Origin of the sequence: Pedobacter sp. MC2016-05 (assembly GCF_026239735.1) — a bacterium.
Lineage (GTDB): Bacteria > Bacteroidota > Bacteroidia > Sphingobacteriales > Sphingobacteriaceae > Pedobacter.
In genome coordinates, this window is the sequence record NZ_JAPIVT010000013.1 from 14,120 (window position 1) to 35,667 (window position 21,548).

The following is a 21,548-nucleotide window of genomic DNA, read 5'->3' on the forward strand; positions in this document are numbered from 1 at the left end:
GCAATACCTGCCGTGGCTGCCATAATTAATACCTGGGTTTTCGTTAGATTTGCCATTTTATGATTAGCTTTTTCTTTTGTAAATGTCTTTCAGCGACAATACAAATTTGGCAAGTCTTAACTTCTCTAACGATGAACTGGTTTAGGAAATCATCATGAACTGCTTCAAGATGAAATGTTGAAGTAGATTAACTTTTTGGCGAAACCCGTTTATTTCGAAGCTTTGAAAGGTATTCTGTGGTGATGCCAAGAAACGATGCCAGTGCATATTGGGGTACCCTATTTACGATTTCCGGATATCTTTCCTGAACGAATTCGAAACGCTGTTCAGCTGTTTTTGTCAGATTGAGGATGACACGGCGGGCCATGTGCGCAGCGGTATGCTCGGCAAGTACCCGGAAGAAAGACTCATAGAGATGCTTACGTTTTTTTAGTTCCTGCTCAGTTTCATAGTTAATCTGCAGCACTGTGCTGTCTTCCAATGCCATGACAAACATAGAGGCCGGCTGCTGAAAGATGTAGCTATTATAATCGGTGATCCACCAATCTTCAATCGCAAATTGTATGGTATGTTCCTGCCCCTCATCACCAATTACGTAAGCCCTGAAACTGCCTTGCACAACATAGAATCTATTTTTTGCTGTAAATTCAGGCTGAACGATAAATTGCCTCTTTTTTACTCTGGTCAGCTTGAAATTCTGGCAAAAATCATCCGCTTCGCTATCGGTAAAAAAGTGTCGTTTTTGAATATGTGCCTTAAGTTTCGAGAACTCTGTCATGAAATCAGTTATAAGTTTCTATTGTTTGCCTTATGGGTAGACTAAGATAGCAATTGTTTAAGTTTTCGAGCAAATCCATCTCTTTAAAACTCAAAATGTAAGATGCAGTAACTATCGTTCAAGCCCTGGAAAGCCCACCGAAAGCTCTCGTCAGATGCAAAGTCCGAGAATAGCCCTTTTGTACCATTCCAATTGATAAAGTTCTTAACTAACTTTATTCATAATCTCTATGGAAAAGAATCAAGTTTATGCACCAAGTTTTATGGGACTTACACAGGTAGACCATAAAACATTAGAACTCATCGCTCTCGGTTACTCTTACAAAGAAATTGCTGACAAGCTCTCCCTTTCGGAAAAAGCGGTTGAAAAGATTAAAATGGAGATGCTGTCCAAAACCAAATCCCGAAACAGTGCTTCACTAATTTCATTTGCCTATAAATACGGCCTGCTAAAAGTTTAATTCAATTGCAGAAATTTTCTCATCAATCTGTGTTTAAACATCAAAAGCCCGATAAAATATCAGGCTTTTGATGTTTAGTAAATAAATTCCGCTAAACATGCTTCGGCTAGGAACCAAGCATGTTTTATCATCCGCGTTATTGCGTAGGATTTTGTGTCAACTTACCGGGATAAGAGTTGATTGCACTTTGAGGGATATAATAAACAACTCTAAAATCGCTCGCCTGTACATCAACAGTTTGATTTTGAGGCCCTGGATATCTTCGTACCAAAGGTTTACCATTACGAAATACATCAAAGCTTCTTTCGGCCTGATAAGCCAACTCCAGTTGTCTCTCTTTATCAATCAAATCGCCGGCGTTGGCTGATGTTAATGCACTATAGCCACCATTAACAATCGAACGCGTTCTGATCAGATTTAAATCCACAAGCGCATCACTATAACGCTGCAATTTAGCGTAGGCTTCTGCCCGGTTCAAATATATTTCTCCAAGCCGGCTAATCACTGGCGAGTGGAGGTGTGAATTTTCTCCTTCTCGAGAATCCTTTACGATGTAGAATTGTGGATATACCCGGTTTAAGCTGATAAAGAAATCGATTACTCCGGTATAAGTTTTGCCGTTTTTGTAATTAATACTGTAAATTTCCTGAGCAGCATCTACCGGTGTTAAAGTATAAACATCCGTTCCTTCGGTGCAGGTAATTGTGCTTCCATTTCGGGTGATGTTTGCCTGAACATAATTTAAGGTATTGGCCGCATCATCTTTGATAAACCTAAAAACTTCTGTGTAAGCGCCTGAGGCATTGGTAGCATATGTGGGCTCAATAAAAGCTGCTCTGGCGTCGACAATTTTATATTTGGTTGGTCGCCAGTCGTTTCTACCGGTTTCATTTAACAAATCGATATATTTTGCACTAGCATACATCTCGCCCCAACCCTGACCACCGATATTGGCATACATGCCGCCTATGCCATAGTAATGATCTGATCCGGAAAACTCAGAAGCTACCCGTTTAATTGCGAAGATGGTTTCTCTATTGTTTTCTGGCAAAAAGGTATTGTATTTCATAAAATCAGCTCTAGGCAAAAGGCTATATCGGCTGGTAGCATTGATCACTTTTGTGGCATAATCTACCGACAATTGTGCATAAGTTTGATTGGGACTTTGATAGGTTCCACTCATGTACAAATAAACCCTGGAAAGCAAAGCCTGAGCAGCCTCTTTGGAAGCAAAAATAGATCCTTTATTGATATTAATCAGCTCTTCTGCCTTTTTCAAATCTGCAATAACCTGCTCGTAAGTAGCTTTAACCGTCGATCTGTCGGGCAAAGTTAAGTTAATCACATCCGGAGGAGTTCCATTTACAATTGGCACGCCGAGGTTGGTCTCCGGATTTTGGTAATATGGTCGGCCATAAGCCCGCACAAGGTAAAAATATACCATGCCACGAATAAAATAACATTCGCCTAGCTTACTATCTAACGTAGTGCTTTTGCCTTGAGGAATGATGTTGATGATATTGGATGCCTGGGCGATAGCTTTGTATCCACTATCCCAAAAAGTGGATAATCTTCCATTATTAGGTGTTCTGGCAAAAGAAATAAACTCATAAAAAGCATCAGTAGAGGAACCCCTGATCATGATGTTGTCTCCGGCATATTCGCCTAAACGATGCATTGGATCAGACCAGGCCTTTAACTGGGCATAGGTTCCGTTAAGTAACGCGTCTATTGACTCTTCCGGGTTATTATTTATCTTTTCTGACTGCAATGAACCGAAAGGTTCTCTATCGATTTTGCAGGATGAGATGGCAATCACTGCCAACAATATGATTATGATCTTTTTCATTTTATAATGATTAGAATGAAACATTAATACCAAACATGAATTTCCTGGTCATTGGGTAAACCGAAGGCCCCGCGGTAAACAAAACGCTTCCGTCAGACTCACTAACCGGTATCTCTGGATCTACACCTGAATATTTTGTGAGGACAAACAGGTTTTCTCCAGAAACAAAAGCCCTTAAATTTTTGATCTTGTACTTCTTCAAATCAAAATTATAACCCAAAGCCAACGAGCGCATTCTGAAAAAATCATTGCTTTCGATATACCTTGAAGACACCAAATTTCCTTTATCCTGATTGTTGTAACGGGCAACCGGATGTGTGGCGATGTCTCCTGGTTTTTGCCATCTCGACCAACCTTCCATCAAAACCATTTGGTTTCTATCGGTATAGGTACCATCAGCATCGTATTCCTGACGTGAATAGTTATAAACCTTACCGCCCAATGAGTAACCGAAAACTGCATTTAAATCGAAATTTTTGTATTTCAAATAGGTAGTGATCCCTCCAAATAAATCAGGAGAAGCTTTGTCCAATTTTTCATCAGTAGCTTTTGAATAATCTGAAGTGGCTGTTCTGGAAAGCTCGTTTCCTTGAGCATCTCTTGTTACAGTATACCAGGTTGGCTTACCATCAGCCGGATTTACGCCCGCCCATTCTTTCATATAATAAGTATCTACTGGCAGGCCAATCTGAATTACCCTGTTTGCTGAGCCTGCAATACCTGCACCATCACCCACTATTAGCGGTTTTGCAGTATAGCTTCCATCTGCGTTGCGGGTTTTATAAATATCAGTCAATTTGTTTTTATTGTGACCAAGATTTACATCCAAGCTCCAGGTAAAATCTTTAGTTCTGAAAATATCTCCTCCCAGGGCAACCTCAATACCTTTATTGCTCATTTTACCGATATTCTGTGTGATACTGGTAATTCCAGTCAAGCCAGAGATGGGCACATTGTACAAAATGTTGTCTGTTTTCTTGATGTAGTAATCTACTGTTAGTCTAGCTCTATTGTTAAAAGCATTCACATCCAGTCCCAAGCCACTGGTGTACGTTTCTTCCCAGGTTAAATTTGGATTACCTATTTGGCTGATTAACAATCCAGGAATACCATTATAACCAGCTGCTGGATTTACGGCATACAAATCAAACTGCGGATACAAACTGGCCGGACGATTACCCACCGAGCCATAGGCAGCACGAATTTTCAGCATGTCGATGTATTTCGCTTTGAACCATTCCTCTCTGCTGATGTTCCATCCACCACTTACAGAAAAGAAATTGCCGTATTTTTTTCCAAAATTTGAAGCACCATCTCTACGAAGTGATACCTGTGCTAAATACCTGCCATCATAATCATAATTGGAATTGAACAACATAGATTGTACCGCCCACTGATTAATTCCTCCTCTGGTTCGCTCTGGTTTTGCGGTTACATCCAGTACTTCAAATCCAGGAACAATACCTGTACCATAAGCATCCAAAGTTTTACTGCTGAAATCGTTAAACTCATAGCCTGCCAATGCATTTAAGTTATGCTTTCCCCAGTTATTGGTGTAACGCAAAATCTGGTTGGTATACCTGCGTGTGTATTCCGAACGGTAATCGGTTACCCTTCCGTTTACACTTAGACCGCCATTAGATCGTGGATCGGTATAACCTGCGGCAGCATAACTGTTGTAGCGGTAATTATTAACTGATGCAAAAGTAAGGTTCTTGGTAATTTTGATATCGAAATCTAAATTCCCCATGAACTCATAATTCACATTCGAGCCTTTATTCCATTGCAAATCGTATAAATAATTTGTGCTGGCAGTGTTTACCCATAGTGGTGAACGGTGAGGCACTAAATTTCCGTTAGCATCGAAGGCACTATCCCAAGGTAAATTTGAATAAATAGAGGTTACCGAATATTGTTGATCAGAAACGCTACGTCTTGACCCTACCAGAGACGGCTTTACCGTTAACCATGAAAAAGGCATATAAGTGGTATTTAATCTGAAATTATAACGTTCATAGTCGTAACCTCTGATTGCGCCAGATTCATCGTAATAACCCACAGACAAAAACGATTGCAGCTTTTCTGTACCTCCCTGAAGCGAAACGTTATGATTTTGATTGAAGCCGGTCTTTGTAGCTAAATCCCACCAGTCAAAATTACTGTCACGCAAATCGGGTTTCCACCGTGGAAAGCTGATGGTGTTCGCATTTGCGAAAGAAGCAAAATAATCATACAGTTCTGCTCCATCCATCATTTTCAGGTTTCCGTTGGTTAACTGGTTTACCCCTGTTCGTGAACTCACATCAACTGTCATCTGACCAGATTTAGCCCTTTTTGTAGTCACTACAATAACGCCGTTAGCGCCCTGAGAACCATAAATTGCTGTTGACGCGGCATCTTTTAGAACCGTGATCGATTCGATATCTTCCGGGTTAAGTTCTCCTGGGCTTGAACCAACAATAACTCCATCGAGTACCCATAATGGATTGGTTGTACCATTCAAGGTGGCCTGACCGCGAATAATTACCGCAGCTGTTGCTCCTGGCTTACCAGAAGCTGGTGCAACAAATAAACCAGGCGCTTTTCCGGCCAACAGGTTTTGTACATTCGGAGAAGTCACATTTTTTAGTTTGTCCGCACTGATGGTACTTAATGCGCCCGTTAAACTTTGGCGTTTCTGTACGCTATACCCTACCACTACAAGCTCGCTAAGCGTTTCTGCAGATTCAGAAAGCGTAACTACACCAACAGAGGTACCGCTGATGGTCACTTCTTTGCTTGCAAAACCGATTGAGCTGATTACCAGCGTTTCCCCCGCTTTTGCTTCGATACTGAAAACCCCTAAATTATTTGATGAGGTTACACGGTTTGTTCCTTTTACTGTGATACTTGCACCTGGGATAACTCCTCCTTTCGCATCTTTCACCGTTCCGGTAATGGCTTCAAATGCTGAGGTTTCAATGGAATTGGTTAAGGTATGTTCTAAATCATTTGGTTCCTTGTTCAATGCAAAATGATGCGATATGTTCGCTGGATTTAATTTTGCAGTTAACGGCGTTTCTGCATGAGCGGTAATATATGTACCCAATTCAAAGAGGGTCAGTAGCACCACTATGGCAAAAAATCGCATTTTGTCTGGTTTCTGGTTAGTTGTTAGTTTCATTAAGTTAGGGTTTTGTTGGAATGGTTTAATCAATTTCTAGGATTACATTTCGTTTTTAGGTTTGATCTTCTTCATTATGATTTCCGTTAATGTTTTGCTGACTGAGGTTTTTATCTTGAATAATCTCTTCGAACCGAGGAATGCTGGCTGTATATTTATTTAATAAATGGATCTGGTTTTGTGCCCGGTTCAGGTTATGATTTGCGTAAGCGGCACCATAATAAATATCCCCATTTAAGAAGTCGGTTAAAAAGCGTAGTGCCTGCATGAAAATCATGAACTGACCCGAATAGATGAATAACTGCTGCTCTGAAGGCGTTAATACAGGGGCCATTTCGCTCATGTATCCACTATAAATCGCTTTGAAAATGTCAACGCGAACAGCAATCAGGTTAAAATCGGTTTCCTCTTCTGTTACCGGTGAGAGATAGGTCCGCATCATATCTCCTACGTCGCTTATAAAATAGCCTGGCATTAGCGTATCCAAATCAATAATGCACATTCCAAGTCCAGTGTCTTCGTGTAGCAATACATTGCTTATTTTGGTATCATGATGAAATGTCCTGATTTTGAGAATATCAGCTGTTAGAATATCATTATACCGATTAGCAATATCCATGTGCCTGTTAATTTCTGCAATTGCACCTTCTGCCACTGATAATCTTTTCCCATCGGCAAGTTCTACAGCTTTTTGATACTGATTCACCCGCAGATTTAAGTTATGGAAGTCTGGAAGAGAAACACTCAAACTCGAGGCATCAAAATCGTTCAGCAGACAGGTAAATTTCCCAAACTGCTTCGCTGCTTCATAGGCTTGTTTAGGATGCTCCACTTTCTCAATAGTGATTGATTTCTGAATGAAAGGGAAACACCTAAAAGCAAATCCATCCATACGCAGCACGGATTGGCCGGCAGTAGTTTTAACTGGCCCCACGAATAAATATTCTGGTGCCTTTTCTTTCAGATAATGCTGCAAACGAACAATGTTATCGATGATTTTTTCGGGGGCAGCAAAAATATCAGTATTGATTTGCTGAAGAATGAAATCTCCATTAGCGGTACTAACCTTCCAGGTGTTATTAATTAAACCTCCGCCGAACAGACGGTAGATTGTTTCAGATCCGTCCAGACCAAACGCCTTGAGAACTTCTAATATCATATTATGTATTACTGAATTTTTATTATTGACTGAAAGACCGGCTCAAGTGACTAAAAACCACTATCATCTAATGCGAAAACATTTTTTCGATCTTTCCATTTTCCTTTTGTGAAATCAGGAAATTTTTGAGGCATATTACCTTCTTTTAAAGATTTGGTAGAAAGCGGGGTAATTACGCTCATGGTTACAGAGTCGTAAACATCAATTGGCGTTTGCCTTTTTTGTTTTACCGCCTGAATAAATCCATTGAACACAAACCAATCCATTCCTCCGTGGCCAGCTCCAACGGCTTCTTTTTCATATTTTTTCCAAAGTGGATGATCATATTTTTCAAACCATTCTTTTACTGGTTCCCATTTATGATTGCCTTTGGAGTTTTTTTCTATATAGATCGACTTGTTCACATCCATCCAAATTCCATCTGTACCCTGTACCCTAAAACCGATAGAATATGGGCGAGGCAGGTGCACATCATGGCTGAGCATTACTGTTTCGCCATTGGCGCAGTTGATGAGCGTGGTGGTAACATCTCCATTTTTGTAATTGATTTTAGCGTTTGGATGCCCTGGAGACATATCTTCAACATACGCAGCTAAACCTCTGGCTTTTGAACTGAATGACACCAGATTGGTGAAGCGATTGCCTCGGTTGATATCTGCATATTGTATTATTGGACCAGCACCATGGGTTGGATAGAGATCTCCATCCTGATCGATATTAAATTGGGTACGCCACTGGGCTTCACTTCTGGCATTGGGTCCAAACTCTACTCCCCCGCCATAATAGTCTTTTCCATTATTGAAGAGCACGTTTCTAAGGTTATGTTGGTAGCCGCCTTCCAGGTGAACCAGTTCTCCAAAAATTCCCTGCCTAACCATGTTCAAAGCAGCCATTACATCCCGCCTGTAACACACGTTTTCCAGGGTCATGTATGGCATCCCTGTTTTTTCAGATGTATTTACAATGTCCCAATGGTCTTGCACCGTTAGGCCTGCAATCACCTCGCAACCCACATATTTACCGGTTTTCATCGCATCAACTGCCTGGTCTTTATGAAACTGCCAAGGGGTCGCAATAATTACTGCGTCGATATCTTTTATCTCCAGAAGTTTTTTATAAGCATCAACACCGCCGGTAAATTCTTTGGCTGCCGGCCTACCTGCTTTAGCAATTGCAGATCTACATATTTTCAATGAGCTTTCCTGTGTATCGCAGATCGCTACAATCTCTACATCGTCGCGTAAAAGTCCTTCAGAAATGTGACTCATTCCCCTGGCCCCTACACCAATGTAACCAAGCTTTACCTTACTATTATCTGATTTTGCAAAAAGTGTTCCGCCTGGTAAAATCGTAAGCCCAGCGGCAGTCAACGTGCTGTTTTTAATAAAATCTCTACGCTCCATTTTTTCTTGTTATGTTGTTATTTTAAATACTTGCCCTGTGAAGTATTTATAAAACTAGAAGCTATTGAAGCGAAAAGCTAGAAAGTGAACATACAAAGCTTAAGACAAAAGAAGGTACAAATAAGTCATTTAAAAACAACTAGTTACATCAGCATATTTAATAGAATGTACGGCAAATGCTCCGTTGAAAATGAAAAAGATGGGTAAAGCGAGAACGGATTTGGGCCATGGCAGGAGACGAATTAATAAGAAACACCAGTTTTGAGATCGAACAATTGTGGAGACTTTGCGATTCCCACCCCGTTAAAGAGAATTTTAATGCCCAGTATTCTACCAATTGACTGATTATAAGCACTGTTGAGCATCAGCTTATTGTTGATAAATAAAGAGACTTTCTTATTTTTTACCAAAAGCCTGACATTTCCACCCTTGGCAAAATCGTAAGTCATTTTATTGAGGTTTTTAGAACTTCCCATGACTTTAACTTCAGAAAAGTGATACTCAGAAAAAGCCGCACAACTGGGTTTTACCATTAACACCCTGTGCCGGCCTTCACTTCCAAGAATGAGAATGCTCGTCTGCATACAGGCTATGCCGGGTCTGCTTTCCTCAGTTCGCAAATAGCTACTAAATGAAAAGTTATCGCCATCCACACCACTGGTATGAATATTACTAAAACCTATTAAAAATGGTTTAGAAAGGTTGAGGCCCGCAGAATCTAATTGGTTGGTGGAAACATACAGACTATCTTTCGGCAATGGCTTGAGCTTGGCAATTGGAAAAGCACTCAACGAGTCGTTTCCCGAATTTGCCACCCAACCCTTAGTTTGCATAGAAACGGTGAGGGTATCAATCGCTTTATTATGATGCAAAAGGCGCACATGAACTACTCCCGGATTTTTGAAAAACTGCACCACCTCCTGGTTTACTTTTATCGGCGTGATGGGTCCCTCATCCATAAAATCTATGGCAAACTGGTTATCCTCGCTTAAAGTTCCCTTATGGGATAATTTAAACACAGCCGTATGCGGCACTTCCCCATTCGGATTTTCGCAAAACAGCTTCACCTCTCCAGGTGCAATTTCTTCACTTTTGGTATAATAGAGGAATGCAATAGTTAAACAAACCGTTAGCAGGACAGCCAGGCTAAGATAAAACCGAAATCTTTGTGTAGTAAATTTATTTTGGGATGTGGCTTCAACAGCCTTTGTATCTCCGCTAAGCGCTGCCTTAGCTGCCGGTGGTTCCAACGGAGAGAAACGATTAATCAGCTCAAACTCCTGCCAATCTCTGTAGCCAATAAATTGTGCAAGGGCATCACGGGTGGCTTTTTGAGGATAGTACCGTGTTGGTGTTTTTAACCTTCCGAAGATTCTTTTGAGTGTATTTTCGCTTAAATAAACTTTGGTTTGCCGGCCTAACTGACTGTTTAAATTATTGTAATCTGCAGATCGCCAATCTGCAATTGGTTTTAAACCCATTTTCTCTTCGATCTTCTTACAGCATAAATCTAAGACTTCGAAGAAACGCTTGTCGTCAACCTGTTTAGGGATAGGTGTCATCTTTTAGGTTTTATTTGAAGCTGTTTCAAATACCTTAATAGGGTCTGAATATTTGAAACCAGCACCCAACGACTTACCTGCTCAATGACGCCAGTAAAACTGTTTACAAAAAGCCAAAGCTAGGGATCACCGCAAATTTCAAATAAATACGCTTCACTCCAATCAAAAATGCTGACCAAGAAAAAGCGGATGATTTAGGTTTTTGAAATAACTTGTTGTAAGATGGTAAAAAGATCTGAAGAAAATCAACGCAAACGTTTGTCTGTTTTTCAAAAACACCTTTAACGGTATTGAATTAATTGATGCGGATTCGCATTAGAATATGTGCCAAGACATTTTGATAAACCTGGGGGGCGACCACCGTAATCATGAAAAACAAGACATCCTGATGGTTTGGATATCCCTACGCTGCCGCCCCTGCCGTGAATTTAATCCTGGCTTTTTGCCCAATTAATGCTTCTTTCGGTTTTTATTATGCGATTAATTTTACTCTTCTTTAATTTTATTCCAAATATCCTTGTACAAATCTTCATGACGTTTAAACTGAGCATGCACATAAGGGCACATTGGGATAATCATCAATCCGTTTTTCCGAACATAGGCTACCATTGCATCGAGCAACATCTTGGCATAACCCATTCCTTCTTTTTCTGGCTCAACCTCTGTATGATAAACGGTCAGATCTTTTCCGGTAATATCGAAGATCATCTCCCCAACCTTACCATCCTCATCAAAGATATCGAATGAACTTGGTTCGCCTTGCTGGATATTTAATTTTACTTCTGCCATTTTTTATTAATTAATTTTCGAAGTAATTTATGTAAATCTTCGTGTAAATACTCCTATTAAAATGCGTTCCAAATTCATTAACTGCTACTAATAGTTTCCGGTTACTCCTACTTCCAAACCTCTCAGTTCTGCAAGGCCGCGTAAGCGCCCAATAGCCGAATAACCCGGGTTGGTCTGCTTTGCAAGATCATCCAGCATCTGGTGCCCGTGATCTGGGCGGAAAGGAATCGGTTGTTCCCTTTTGGCATTTTCTTCCGTTAATGCCTTCATTATCTCGAACATGTTTACATCGCCGCCCAAATGGTCGGCCTCGTAAAAACTGCCGTCATCATCTTTTTTAACGTTACGCAGATGCGCAAAATAAACCCGCTCTTTAACTGCATTAAAAATGGCCAGGGTGTCGTTTTTCATTCCCGCACCCAAAGATCCGGTACAAAAACAAACCCCGTTAAAAGCCTGGTTTACCTCGTTGATGATATATTCAAAATCTTCCAGCGTACTCGCTATCCGGGGCAGACCCAAAATTGGATAGGGCGGGTCATCGGGATGGATCGTCATCTTTATCCCCTCTTCGGTACAAACTCCGGCAATGGCGTTAAGGAAAAATTTCAGGTTTTCTTTCAGTCCCTGGGTACCTATTGCCGCGTATTCGTTTATGCTGGCCCTCAGGGTTTCCAGTTCAATTTCCTTTTCGTTGGGAATGCCCATCAGCACATTGATGCGCAGATCCTGAAGTTCCGCTTCGTTGAGGGTGGCGAATTTTTCGTTTGCCCTTTTAAGGATGGAGGAATTGTAATCAGCCTCCGCATTTTCTCTCTTCAGAATATGCAGATCAAAGATCGCCAGATCGATCCAGTCGAAATAAAGTGCCTTTGATCCATCGGCCATTTCCAGATCGAGCTGGGTACGTGTCCAGTCCAGAACAGGCATAAAATTATAGCATACCGTTTTGATGCCGCACTGCGACAGGTTGCGCAGTGAAATCCGGTAATTTTCCAGGTAGTGTTCCGCATCATGTCTACGGGTTTTGATCGCCTCGTGAACCGGTACACTTTCCACTACCGACCAGGTTAAACCTGCAGCTTCAATAATCGCTTTGCGTTCCCTGATATCTTCCAAAGGCCAAACCTCGCCGTGTGGAATGTGGTGTAAAGCAGTTACGATTCCGGTGGCACCGGCCTGTTTAACATCCTGCAGACTTACCGGGTCGTTCGGACCATACCAGCGCCAGGTTTGTTCCAGTTTTTTATATTTCATTTCCATAATTTAAACTCCCGAAAAAGCACCAAAACCACCATCAACGGTGATATTCTCCCCATTTACAAATTTTGAGGCATCACTTAAAAGATAAATCAATGCCCCGATCAGTTCCTCGGGCGCACCAAACCTTTTGAAAGGTGTTTTTGAAAGAATCGCATTACCTCTTGCCGTTAATGAACCATCTTCATTGGTTAAAAGGGCTCTGTTCTGGTTGGTAATAAAAAAGCCCGGAACAATGGCGTTCATCCTGACCTTGTCGCCATAACGATTGGCCAGCTCTACGGCCATCCATTTGGTATAACTGTCTATCGATGATTTTGCCAGTGAATAACCCAAAACCCTGGTTACCGCCTGTGTTGCCGAAACAGATGAAATATTCACGATACTTCCGCCATTCTTGGCTATTTCTCTACCGAAGATCTGCGTGGGTACCAGTGTTCCAAAAAGATTCAGATCGAAGGCCTGTTTCAAGGCTGAGATGTTCAAATTAAAGACATCGCTGCCAGGCTGGACTACGGCTTCGGCAATATTACCGCCTGCACCATTTACCAGAGCATCTATACGACCAAAGGTGCTGATAATCTCTGCGTTCGCATCGATAAGGTTCTGCTCATTAAGTACATCGGCAAGGATGTAGATTGCTTTGCCACCAGCGTTTGTAACCGTTTCGGCCCTTAAACGGGCAACTTCCTCATTTCTGCCGATGATTGCAATGATTGCCCCTGCGGAGGCAATTCCGTTTATAAATGCTTCGCCCAAAACCCCGGTTGCCCCGGTTACCACCACAACTTTATTTTTGAGCGAAAACAGGTGCTCGATATTTTCTGCCATTCTTTGTTCGTTTATTTTCACTGGCCTCATTCGGACCAGATAAAATGGATATTTATGTATGTAATTAGTTGAAATACGACAAGCCTATTTACTTCTAAGCAGTGCCTCTAAATAATAATAGTCAGCATAATTGATTGGCACATCGATTTCTGATTTAGCTGGTCGATGCCCAGTACTATGCTCCAAAATAAAACCATAGTTATCACCAATTTTACTTAAAATGTGTGAATATGATAAGGGTGGAATATAGCAGATATGTCGATACTATCTAACAATCTAAGTTATGGAAGCAAATTACAATTTTCAAGCCTACTTAGCAATAAACCTTTAAAACAGTGTTAAACGATGTTTCAAACGTTTGAAATAATAGCTGTTTTTGCTTAACTATGCATTACCTACTATCCATTTATATGCAAAACACACCAGTTACCTTAAAACATTTGGCAGAAAAATTAAAGATGTCAATATCAACAGTGTCTAAGGCATTAAATAATTACCCTACTATAAACGAGTTTACCAAAAAACGAGTTCAGGATCTGGCAAGTGAATTACACTTTACGCCAAATAAATCAGCGATTGATCTTAAACAAGGAAGGTCGAAAATTATCGGCATTATTTTGCCAAATCTGTTAGATCATTTTTTTACCAGAAGTATTTATGGCATGGAACAGCTTGCTTCGAAACATGGATATAATGTAATTATTAGTCAATCGCACGATGTTTTAGAAAAGGAAATCCAGTCTGCGAATATGTTGTTACAGACCCGAGTGGATGGATTAATTGTAGCCATTTCGAAGCACACCCAAGATTTTACTCATTTTAACGATTTTGAAAAAATAGGGACGCCGGTGGTTTACTACACTCGAAACCCTAGTTTTAACGGGAGTTGCCATAAAGTTTTGTGCAATACCTTTCAGGGTGCCTATCAAGCTACCAAATTTCTAATCGAGCGGGGGCATCAAAATATTGCCTATTTAGGTGGACCAAAAATGATCAGTTTTACCCACGATAGGTTTAATGGTTACATTCATGCGCTTAAAGACCATGGTATTCCCTTTTCTGCAGAACTGGTGGCTTATACAGATTTTGATAAAGAAAGTACCATTACCGCAATCAAAAACTTGTTTTCATCCGAAGATACAATACCTACTGCACTAGTGGCCTTCAAAGAGCCGATTTTATTCGACGCCATGAAATATCTGCGCTCCGTAAACCTTCCAAACTTTGAACAATTGGAATGCATCGGTTTTGGCAATAATTCGTTTATAAACTATTTTAACTCACCACCAATTGCCTCTATTGAAGAAAACCCGGAATCTGTAGGCGAAAATGCAATGAAACTTCTCTTGCAACTTTTAAATAGAAATATTGAAATAAACAATTATCAAAAGATACAGGTAGATTGTAAGCTTGTTGTTCATTAGCAGTGTTTTAGAATGATTTATCAATTATTCGTTTGCATTTTATACTTACCTCGATATCCGTGTAAATACTTGTCCGTTTATTTGCAAATACCATATTTTCCATATCTTTATCGAATCAATTCCTATTATACATGCAACAGTCAGTCTTAATCCGTAACAATGTAAATGTTATCGGAAAAGGGAATCAGGTTATGCTATTCGCACATGGTTTTGGTTGCGATCAGAACGCCTGGCAATTTATTATAGATGGCTTTACAGCAGATTATAAAGTTGTGCTATTCGACTACACGGGTTCGGGTAAATCAGATATTGGAAAATACGACTCTAATAAATACAGCAAGCTAGATGGTTATGCGCAAGATGTGCTTGAAATTTGCGAGGCCTTAGCGCTAAAAGACGTTATTTTTGTAGGGCACTCTGTGAGCTGTATGATCGGACTTTTAGCCGCCAACCAGAAGCCTGAATACTTTTCGAAGTTAGTTTTTGTGGGTCCCTCGGCCAGATACCTAAACGAAGGCGATTATTTCGGCGGCTTTGAGAAAAATGACCTGGAAAATCTTTTTGATTTTATGGATAGCAATTACCTGGGTTGGTCAAGTAAAATGGCCCCAGCCATTATGGGCAATCCTGAGCGACCTGCACTCGGAGGATTTTTAACACAGAGTTTTTGTTCTACCGATCCAAAAGTAGCCAGAGACTTCGCCAGGGTTACTTTTTTCTCTGATAATCGGGCAGATCTGTCGAAATTAAAAATTAAAAGTTTGACGTTACAATGTGCCGATGATATTATTGCGCCAAACAGTGTTGGGGAATTTGTTTATCAGCATACCCCTGGAAACGAGATTGTTTTCTTAGAGGCAACTGGCCACTGTCCACATATTAGTGAACCTGAAGAAACAATTCGGGCTATTAAAACGTTCATTACCTAACATGAGCTATCCTGACGAATCAATGAGCGGCAAAAATTATCTAATAGAAACCCTTATTAATTCAGATGAGTTATATCATACAGCGCCATGTGGCTATTTTTCGCTCTCCACGAAGGGTGAAATTATCAAAATAAACCATACCCTACTTCATTGGTTGGGCTTTTCAGAACAAGAATTATCAGGAACAAAGTTCGCCGCTCTTTTACCAAAGGGTGGCCAAATGCATTTTGAAATGTTCTTTCTACCTATGGTAAAAGTAGATGGCGGAGTAAAAGAACTTAGTTACGAACTGCTAAAAAAGGATGGCAGCTCCTTATCAACATTACTAAACGCCAGTACCATCCGTGATAAAAACTGCGACATTAAAGCGGTTAACGTAGTAGTGGTTGATGTGACAGAACGCAAAAATTACGAAAGAGAACTGCTTAAGGCAAAGAGTTTGGCCGAAAACGAGCAAAAACGGCTTGAATTTATGGCAGATCTTGCTCCAGAAATGATCTGGACGGCATCTTCTACTGGCCGGATAAGTTATGTTAATGCCCGCTTCTGCAAATATTTCAATTGTACAAAAAATGAGACCCGATCTTCGTTCGTCCTCTCAAAAATTCATCAGCTGGATTTAAGAAAATTACTTACGAGTTGGTATAGCTGCCAAACAGGCGGTTCAGATTTAAATGAAACGATTAGGTTAGTTAATCAGGAAGGCAATTATGAATGGCATCAAATCAAAGCTTCACTATTTGTAGATAATCACGGCGAACAAATCAATTGGTTCGGCTCATGTACCAATGTAGAGGAGCATATTAGTCAGTTAAAAAAGAAAGACGAGTTCATCAATATCGCCAGTCATGAATTAAAAACACCACTTACCAGTTTAAAGGCCATTCTTCAACTTATGCAACGGATGAAGGGGGAAACCAGCGAACGCATGTTGAGCCTTATTGAAAAAGCTAATCACAACATTTCGAGAGTTACCGAAATGGTGGAGGATTTATTGAATACCAGCCAAATGAATGATGGCCAGTTGCGATTAAACAAGAGCAATTTCAATGTGGTTGAAATGATTGGCAGCTGTGTACATCACATTCGGGTTGAAGACAATTACAAAATCATCACCGAAGGAGATAAGTCTATATCGGTGTATGCTGATGAAAGCCGGATAGAGCAAGTGGTAACTAATTTTATCACCAATGCGATGAAATATGCACCAGAGAGTTATCTCATCAAAATCAATATTAAAAATATTGAAGGCTTTGTTCGCATCACAGTAAGTGATGAAGGGCCAGGAATACCTGCAGAGAAAACACCACACCTTTTCGACCGTTATTACCAGATTAATACAACAGGAGGGAAATATTCGGGCCTTGGTTTAGGACTATTTATATGCGCCGAGATCGTAAAGCAACATGGAGGAGAGATAGGCGTAAATAGCAGCATTGGTAGCGGAAGTTCTTTCTGGTTTACCTTACCTCTATCATAGAAATCCTCTTCAAATATCTTTCCCACGTTAATTTATCTATGATTTTCCTTTGCTAAAAAATGATTTCCCCATTAGAACCCAAACATTTCCTGTAGAGCACGAATATCAAAATTCGATTTATTCGGGTTTTAATTTAATATATTATTTAGTTTCATGCTCAGTTCGATAAAAACCAATGCAAAAAATGCCGTATATAATTACGTACTATTACTACATAAAGCGGGTAGTTTTCTCCAAACCTTGAATAATTTTTAATGTTTTGTTTATAGAACCCGGCGATAAGCAAATAGTGGACATAAGGGAAAACTGTAAAGAATGAGACTTATTGGGCAAGCTGGCAATAAAACTTAAACAGTAAAAACTAATAAATAATAAAATCGATATTATGGCAAAACAAAGCAACAGTACAACTATGCCGAACGGGCATTTGCACGAATTATTTGTAGATGAATTAAGAGATATTTTAGGGGCAGAAAAACAACTGTTAAAAGGACTGAAAAAACTATCGGATGCAGCCGGAAGTAAAAAATTAAAACAGGTGTTTGATACGCATTATGAACAAACTGAAGGGCAAATTGAACGACTTAAAAACGTTTTCAGTTCAATAGCCTTCACGGCCCGAGCCAAAAAATGTAAAGCAATGGCTGGCCTTTTAGAAGAGGCTGAAGAGATTATCGAAAGTTTCTCTGATCAACCCGAAGTTTTGGATGCAGCCTTGATTTCTGCAGCTCAGAAAGTGGAGCATTATGAGATTGCAAGTTATGGTTGTCTGGTTACTTACGCCAAATTAATGCAGCATACAGAGGCCGAAGAGCTTTTAAGGCAAACGCTTGAAGAAGAAAAGCAAACAGATGTTTTACTTACCGAAATTGCCATTAGCGAGGCAAATGCGGGTGCAGAAGAAAAAAATAAATAATATTAACAAGAAAATAGCGATAAGATTCATCGCTGTTTTCTTGTTAATCGAATACTGGAATTAAATGCCACTCATTTCATTTTCGCATCATCGCTGGGCTGGTTACCGAAACCAAATCGCTATATAAGGGCGTACATATGTAATTTTGACGAATTATCACTAGTTTACCTTTTAAAAACGAAGAGGTGCGCTATTCTCCATTCCCTATTCGCTATTTACCATTCCATATCGCAATTACTCGTATTTGACGAAGATTAGAAAGAATAAATTTCACAAGCATACAGAAGGAGCTGGGACATAGAATTCTTTCTTCCGATTCCTAAAACAGGAACCTAATGTCAGCCAAGTTATTTCGCTTAACAAAAATGGGATACAGGTAGTGCTGTACATGACGCTGATCGTTGCAATTATGCTGATGATGTACAAAAAAGCTATAAAATCGGTTACAAGACTGCTAAAAGGCGTTTCGCTATGGAGGTTAGAGACCTAATAATTGCTATGATCGTTGTGTAATGTGGTGGAGATCCAGGCCTATTTTTTAAAAAATGGCCGGAATTTCTTCCGACCATGACTGGCTTTTTAAGGCCTATTTTTAATTATGATTAAATCTAATTATTTAAATCGTTATTCTACCCCCGGTTACCGGAATAGTGGCACCGGCAATATAACTTGCATCATTGGAAGCCAGGAATACATAGGCTGGCGCTACCTCTGCAGGTTGTCCGGCACGTTCCATTGGTGTATCTTTTCCAAATTCTTCATGTTCGGGGATAGTTGATGGAATCAACGGTGTCCAAATTGGACCTGGGGCTACCGCGTTTACCCGAATTCCTTTTCCATTCATCAGTAAAATCTGGCTGAGGTTTGCCGTAAAATTTTGGATAGCACCTTTGGTCGCAGCGTAGGGTAAAAGTTGCTCGCTTGGCGAATAAGCATTTACCGAAGTGGTATTGATGATACTACTACCTGGCTTGAGGTGAGGTTCTGCAGCCTTGCATAGAAAAAACATTGCGGTAATGTTGGTGCGAAACGTACGCTCCCACTCTTCACTCGGAATCTCGCTTAATGATTTTCTTGCCATTTGAAAAGCGGCATTATTAACCAAAATATCTAAGCCACCCAATTCGCTTACGGCGCTATCAATAATTGACTGGCAATGAGCTTCATCCTGAATATCTCCTTTAATCAGAACTGCTTTTCTACCCGCCTTTTCTACATATTTAGCTGTAGTTTTTGCATCTTCATCTTCACTATCATCTAAATAACTAATTAACACATCAGCGCCTTCGCGGGCAAAAGCAATGGCCACAGCTCGGCCAATTCCTGAGTCGCCACCGGTAATAATAGCCTTTTTACCTATTAATTTACCGCTGCCTTTATATGATTCTTCTCCATGATCGGCTTTGGGCTCAAGATCAGACTCTGTCCCGGGTGGCTGCTGATCTTGTTTAGGAAATGGTGGCTTCGGATACTGATCGGATGGATCTTGCGAATTTTTATTTTCTTCTGTCATCATCTTTATTATTTAATAAACGGATTATACATCGTTTAAAAAACCCGATAAAAAACAGAAAGGTTTTAAAAAAATCACATTAGAAGGTTATTTTAAGTTATATTTTATTAGGTTACTCGACAAGCGATTCCCCACTACCGGTTGTTCTTCATAATACCTATTGTTATTTTTGCATTACCACTATGAAGAAATTAAATAGAATACGAATCGATTATCGCTATAAGAATTGAGGCAAAACAGAGAGTTGTTTGCTAACAGGACGCTGACGATGATTATTTATTTGTGCTATTAAAAAAAGGGTAGAGTATTGGCACCATTTACAATATTGGCAAAAATATGGAAGTCTAGTCACTACAACACTTCCTCCCTGCCGATACTGTCAAAATTGTGAATCAATTAATGAACATATAACAGCAAGCAAACAAATATTTATGAGGTAAAATTCTGGTATTCTGTTAGCTTCAAAATTCACGGATTTTTTGGTCTCAATCTGACTATAATTAATTTCCTTTGCGGCGAAATAAATTCAGTTACGCCAGCCATAAAAATTTTCGAAAAGTGCCTCCACACCTCTATTCTATAAAAGCATCTCGTTTTAAGTTTATTGACATTTCAATAGCTCGTTTTCAAGATTTATAAGTAAGTTTAAATACGCAATCTTTTGGGATAAATAGTGAATGTTATATCAAGGGGTATATTTAGCGGATAATTCGTTATTTTTATATTCCAAATAGAAGTAAATGTCGAAAATATTAGTATTAGATAACGATTTAGGCAATGCTGACGTAATACAACTTGCACTGGAGGAACAGAACCATCAAGTTAAAAATATTAATCAGGCTGATCTGCTAAATGAATCTATTAAAAATTTCAAGCCAGATTTAATTGTGATGGATATTATTCTGGATGTAGCTGATGGCAGAGATTTATGCAACCTCGTCAAAAAAAATCGAGATACCGGGCATATTCCAATCATGTTGATCACTGCTTTGTTAGAATCGCAGGTAGAGGACATTTCTTGCAAAGCAGATGGCATCATTTTTAAACCTTTCGATTATAATAAATTAACCAGAATGGTTAATAGGCTAATTATGCCAGGAGGACACATTTAACCTCATGAAGCTCACTTTCTATAAAAACTGTCTCACTCTATTCTGTTGAGCAGATGAAAATCTAATCATCCACAATTTCTATCCCTATTACCGATAGCGCTTCAATATGAATCAAGATGATTAATCCCTACAGCATCAACCTCAATCACGTTATCGCCAAAAGCTTAAGTAGTCCGCTTCCTACCTAACCTCCATATCTTTCGCTATCAATAGAAATATATATCTCATAATCCCCTTTAAAAAGATAGAGCAAATAACTGCCGTTAATGTCCCAGGTGAAGATTCTTAATCGCTCAGTAAAAATATTCTTCATTATTTTTTCTTGTTAAAATAAAGCTCCACGAAACTAACGTGGAACTTTTTAAATCAAGTTTTCAAAGGGGATAAACCAGAGAATACCATCTCTATCCCTTGCTTGAATTTTTAAATCAATTTGTAGTACAAACTACGGCGTTGGGGTAGTTGTATCTTGCATGCTACTATCTGTTGTGGTAGTATACTGCATTGGCGAAGTTGCATCCATCGAACTCATAGAAGTATCAGGACTTGCTCAATCTGCATTATCTAATTTTGAATCGGAGTTACAAGACACCGCTAATATGGCTAGCGTGCCTAATAAAAAAAAGTTGTTTTTCATCGTTTCTTTGTTAAGGGGTTACTAATGAAAAAGCCTTTTTTGATTGCAAAAGTTTTATCATTTCGGTAAGCGTTACTAAAACAAGTATTTCCCGAGGAAGTAACCCGTAGTTACTGTAAGCCCTTCTAAAACTGTGAAACAACTGGAATAATTGACGATTAAGCCACCTTAAGGACAAGATTAAGTACTGAACCTTCGCAGAGCCGGGTATGGATTTCTACTCGGCAATTTTAATAGAGAAAAATAAAAAATGACGTTCAACGTTCTGAAATAAACACCTTAA

The 21,548-nt window shown here is 39.7% G+C and carries 17 protein-coding genes and 1 pseudogene; 6 read left to right on the forward strand and 12 right to left on the reverse strand.

Annotated elements, in window-relative coordinates; translation table 11 throughout:
- Window positions 1-187 precede the first annotated feature (187 nt).
- Window positions 188-778, reverse strand: coding sequence for a Crp/Fnr family transcriptional regulator (locus OQZ33_RS15900; protein WP_265800090.1), 591 nt, complete (start codon window positions 776-778; stop codon window positions 188-190).
- Window positions 779-1,007: 229 nt separating this feature from the next.
- Here OQZ33_RS15900 and OQZ33_RS15905 point away from each other — a divergent pair, with 229 nt between their 5' ends.
- Window positions 1,008-1,238, forward strand: a complete 231-nt coding sequence (locus OQZ33_RS15905) for a response regulator transcription factor (RefSeq protein WP_265800091.1) — start codon at window positions 1,008-1,010, stop codon at window positions 1,236-1,238.
- 136 nt (window positions 1,239-1,374) lie between these two features.
- Here the strand turns inward: OQZ33_RS15905 and OQZ33_RS15910 are convergent, their stop codons facing one another.
- The 9 genes and pseudogenes from OQZ33_RS15910 to OQZ33_RS24355 form a co-directional block, all read right to left on the reverse strand.
- On the reverse strand, window positions 1,375-3,087 hold the full coding sequence (locus OQZ33_RS15910; protein ID WP_265800092.1) for a RagB/SusD family nutrient uptake outer membrane protein: 1,713 nt from the start codon (window positions 3,085-3,087) through the stop codon (window positions 1,375-1,377).
- Between the two features lie 10 nt (window positions 3,088-3,097).
- A complete protein-coding gene (locus tag OQZ33_RS15915) occupies window positions 3,098-6,250 on the reverse strand; it encodes a SusC/RagA family TonB-linked outer membrane protein (protein WP_265800093.1) in 3,153 nt (1,050 codons plus the stop codon).
- Between the two features lie 55 nt (window positions 6,251-6,305).
- Complete coding sequence (locus tag OQZ33_RS15920) at window positions 6,306-7,409, reverse strand: phosphotransferase enzyme family protein (RefSeq protein WP_265800094.1); 1,104 nt, start codon at window positions 7,407-7,409, stop codon at window positions 6,306-6,308.
- Window positions 7,410-7,459: 50 nt separating this feature from the next.
- Window positions 7,460-8,812 carry a Gfo/Idh/MocA family protein gene (locus OQZ33_RS15925; RefSeq protein WP_265800095.1) on the reverse strand — a complete coding sequence of 451 codons (1,353 nt, stop codon included), beginning with the start codon at window positions 8,810-8,812 and terminating at the stop codon, window positions 7,460-7,462.
- Between the two features lie 242 nt (window positions 8,813-9,054).
- Complete coding sequence (locus OQZ33_RS15930) at window positions 9,055-10,374, reverse strand: hypothetical protein (RefSeq protein WP_265800096.1); 1,320 nt, start codon at window positions 10,372-10,374, stop codon at window positions 9,055-9,057.
- A gap of 486 nt (window positions 10,375-10,860) precedes the next feature.
- Entirely contained in the window at window positions 10,861-11,163 is a 303-nt protein-coding gene (locus tag OQZ33_RS15935) for a GNAT family N-acetyltransferase (protein WP_265800098.1), read from the reverse strand.
- Between the two features lie 87 nt (window positions 11,164-11,250).
- Window positions 11,251-12,420 carry a mannonate dehydratase gene (uxuA, locus tag OQZ33_RS15940; protein WP_265800099.1) on the reverse strand — a complete coding sequence of 390 codons (1,170 nt, stop codon included), beginning with the start codon at window positions 12,418-12,420 and terminating at the stop codon, window positions 11,251-11,253.
- Window positions 12,421-12,429: 9 nt separating this feature from the next.
- Complete coding sequence (locus OQZ33_RS15945; RefSeq protein WP_265800100.1) at window positions 12,430-13,254, reverse strand: SDR family oxidoreductase; 825 nt, start codon at window positions 13,252-13,254, stop codon at window positions 12,430-12,432.
- Between the two features lie 84 nt (window positions 13,255-13,338).
- A pseudogene (locus tag OQZ33_RS24355) lies at window positions 13,339-13,470 on the reverse strand (glucuronyl hydrolase); the annotation flags it as partial.
- A 170-nt stretch (window positions 13,471-13,640) separates the two neighbouring features.
- Here OQZ33_RS24355 and OQZ33_RS15955 point away from each other — a divergent pair.
- The 4 genes from OQZ33_RS15955 (at window position 13,641) to OQZ33_RS15970 (ending at window position 18,003) form a co-directional block, all read left to right on the forward strand.
- Window positions 13,641-14,678 (forward strand): LacI family DNA-binding transcriptional regulator, encoded by a 1,038-nt coding sequence (locus OQZ33_RS15955; RefSeq protein ID WP_265800101.1) that lies wholly within the window; start codon window positions 13,641-13,643, stop codon window positions 14,676-14,678.
- Between the two features lie 131 nt (window positions 14,679-14,809).
- Window positions 14,810-15,607, forward strand: a complete 798-nt coding sequence (locus OQZ33_RS15960) for an alpha/beta fold hydrolase (protein ID WP_265800103.1) — start codon at window positions 14,810-14,812, stop codon at window positions 15,605-15,607.
- Between the two features lies 1 nt (window position 15,608).
- The gene (locus OQZ33_RS15965; protein ID WP_265800104.1) at window positions 15,609-17,087 is read left to right on the forward strand and encodes a sensor histidine kinase; all 1,479 of its coding nucleotides are present in this window, start codon (window positions 15,609-15,611) and stop codon (window positions 17,085-17,087) included.
- A 385-nt stretch (window positions 17,088-17,472) separates the two neighbouring features.
- On the forward strand, window positions 17,473-18,003 hold the full coding sequence (locus tag OQZ33_RS15970; RefSeq protein ID WP_265800105.1) for a ferritin-like domain-containing protein: 531 nt from the start codon (window positions 17,473-17,475) through the stop codon (window positions 18,001-18,003).
- Between the two features lie 616 nt (window positions 18,004-18,619).
- Here OQZ33_RS15970 and OQZ33_RS15975 read toward each other — a convergent pair.
- Window positions 18,620-19,516, reverse strand: a complete 897-nt coding sequence (locus OQZ33_RS15975; protein ID WP_265800179.1) for an SDR family oxidoreductase — start codon at window positions 19,514-19,516, stop codon at window positions 18,620-18,622.
- 740 nt (window positions 19,517-20,256) lie between these two features.
- Between OQZ33_RS15975 and OQZ33_RS15980 the strand changes: the two genes are divergently transcribed.
- On the forward strand, window positions 20,257-20,628 hold the full coding sequence (locus OQZ33_RS15980) for a response regulator (protein ID WP_056848743.1): 372 nt from the start codon (window positions 20,257-20,259) through the stop codon (window positions 20,626-20,628).
- A 184-nt stretch (window positions 20,629-20,812) separates the two neighbouring features.
- Here the strand turns inward: OQZ33_RS15980 and OQZ33_RS15985 are convergent, their stop codons facing one another.
- On the reverse strand, window positions 20,813-20,941 hold the full coding sequence (locus OQZ33_RS15985; RefSeq protein ID WP_265800106.1) for a hypothetical protein: 129 nt from the start codon (window positions 20,939-20,941) through the stop codon (window positions 20,813-20,815).
- Window positions 20,942-21,548: the final 607 nt, after the last annotated feature.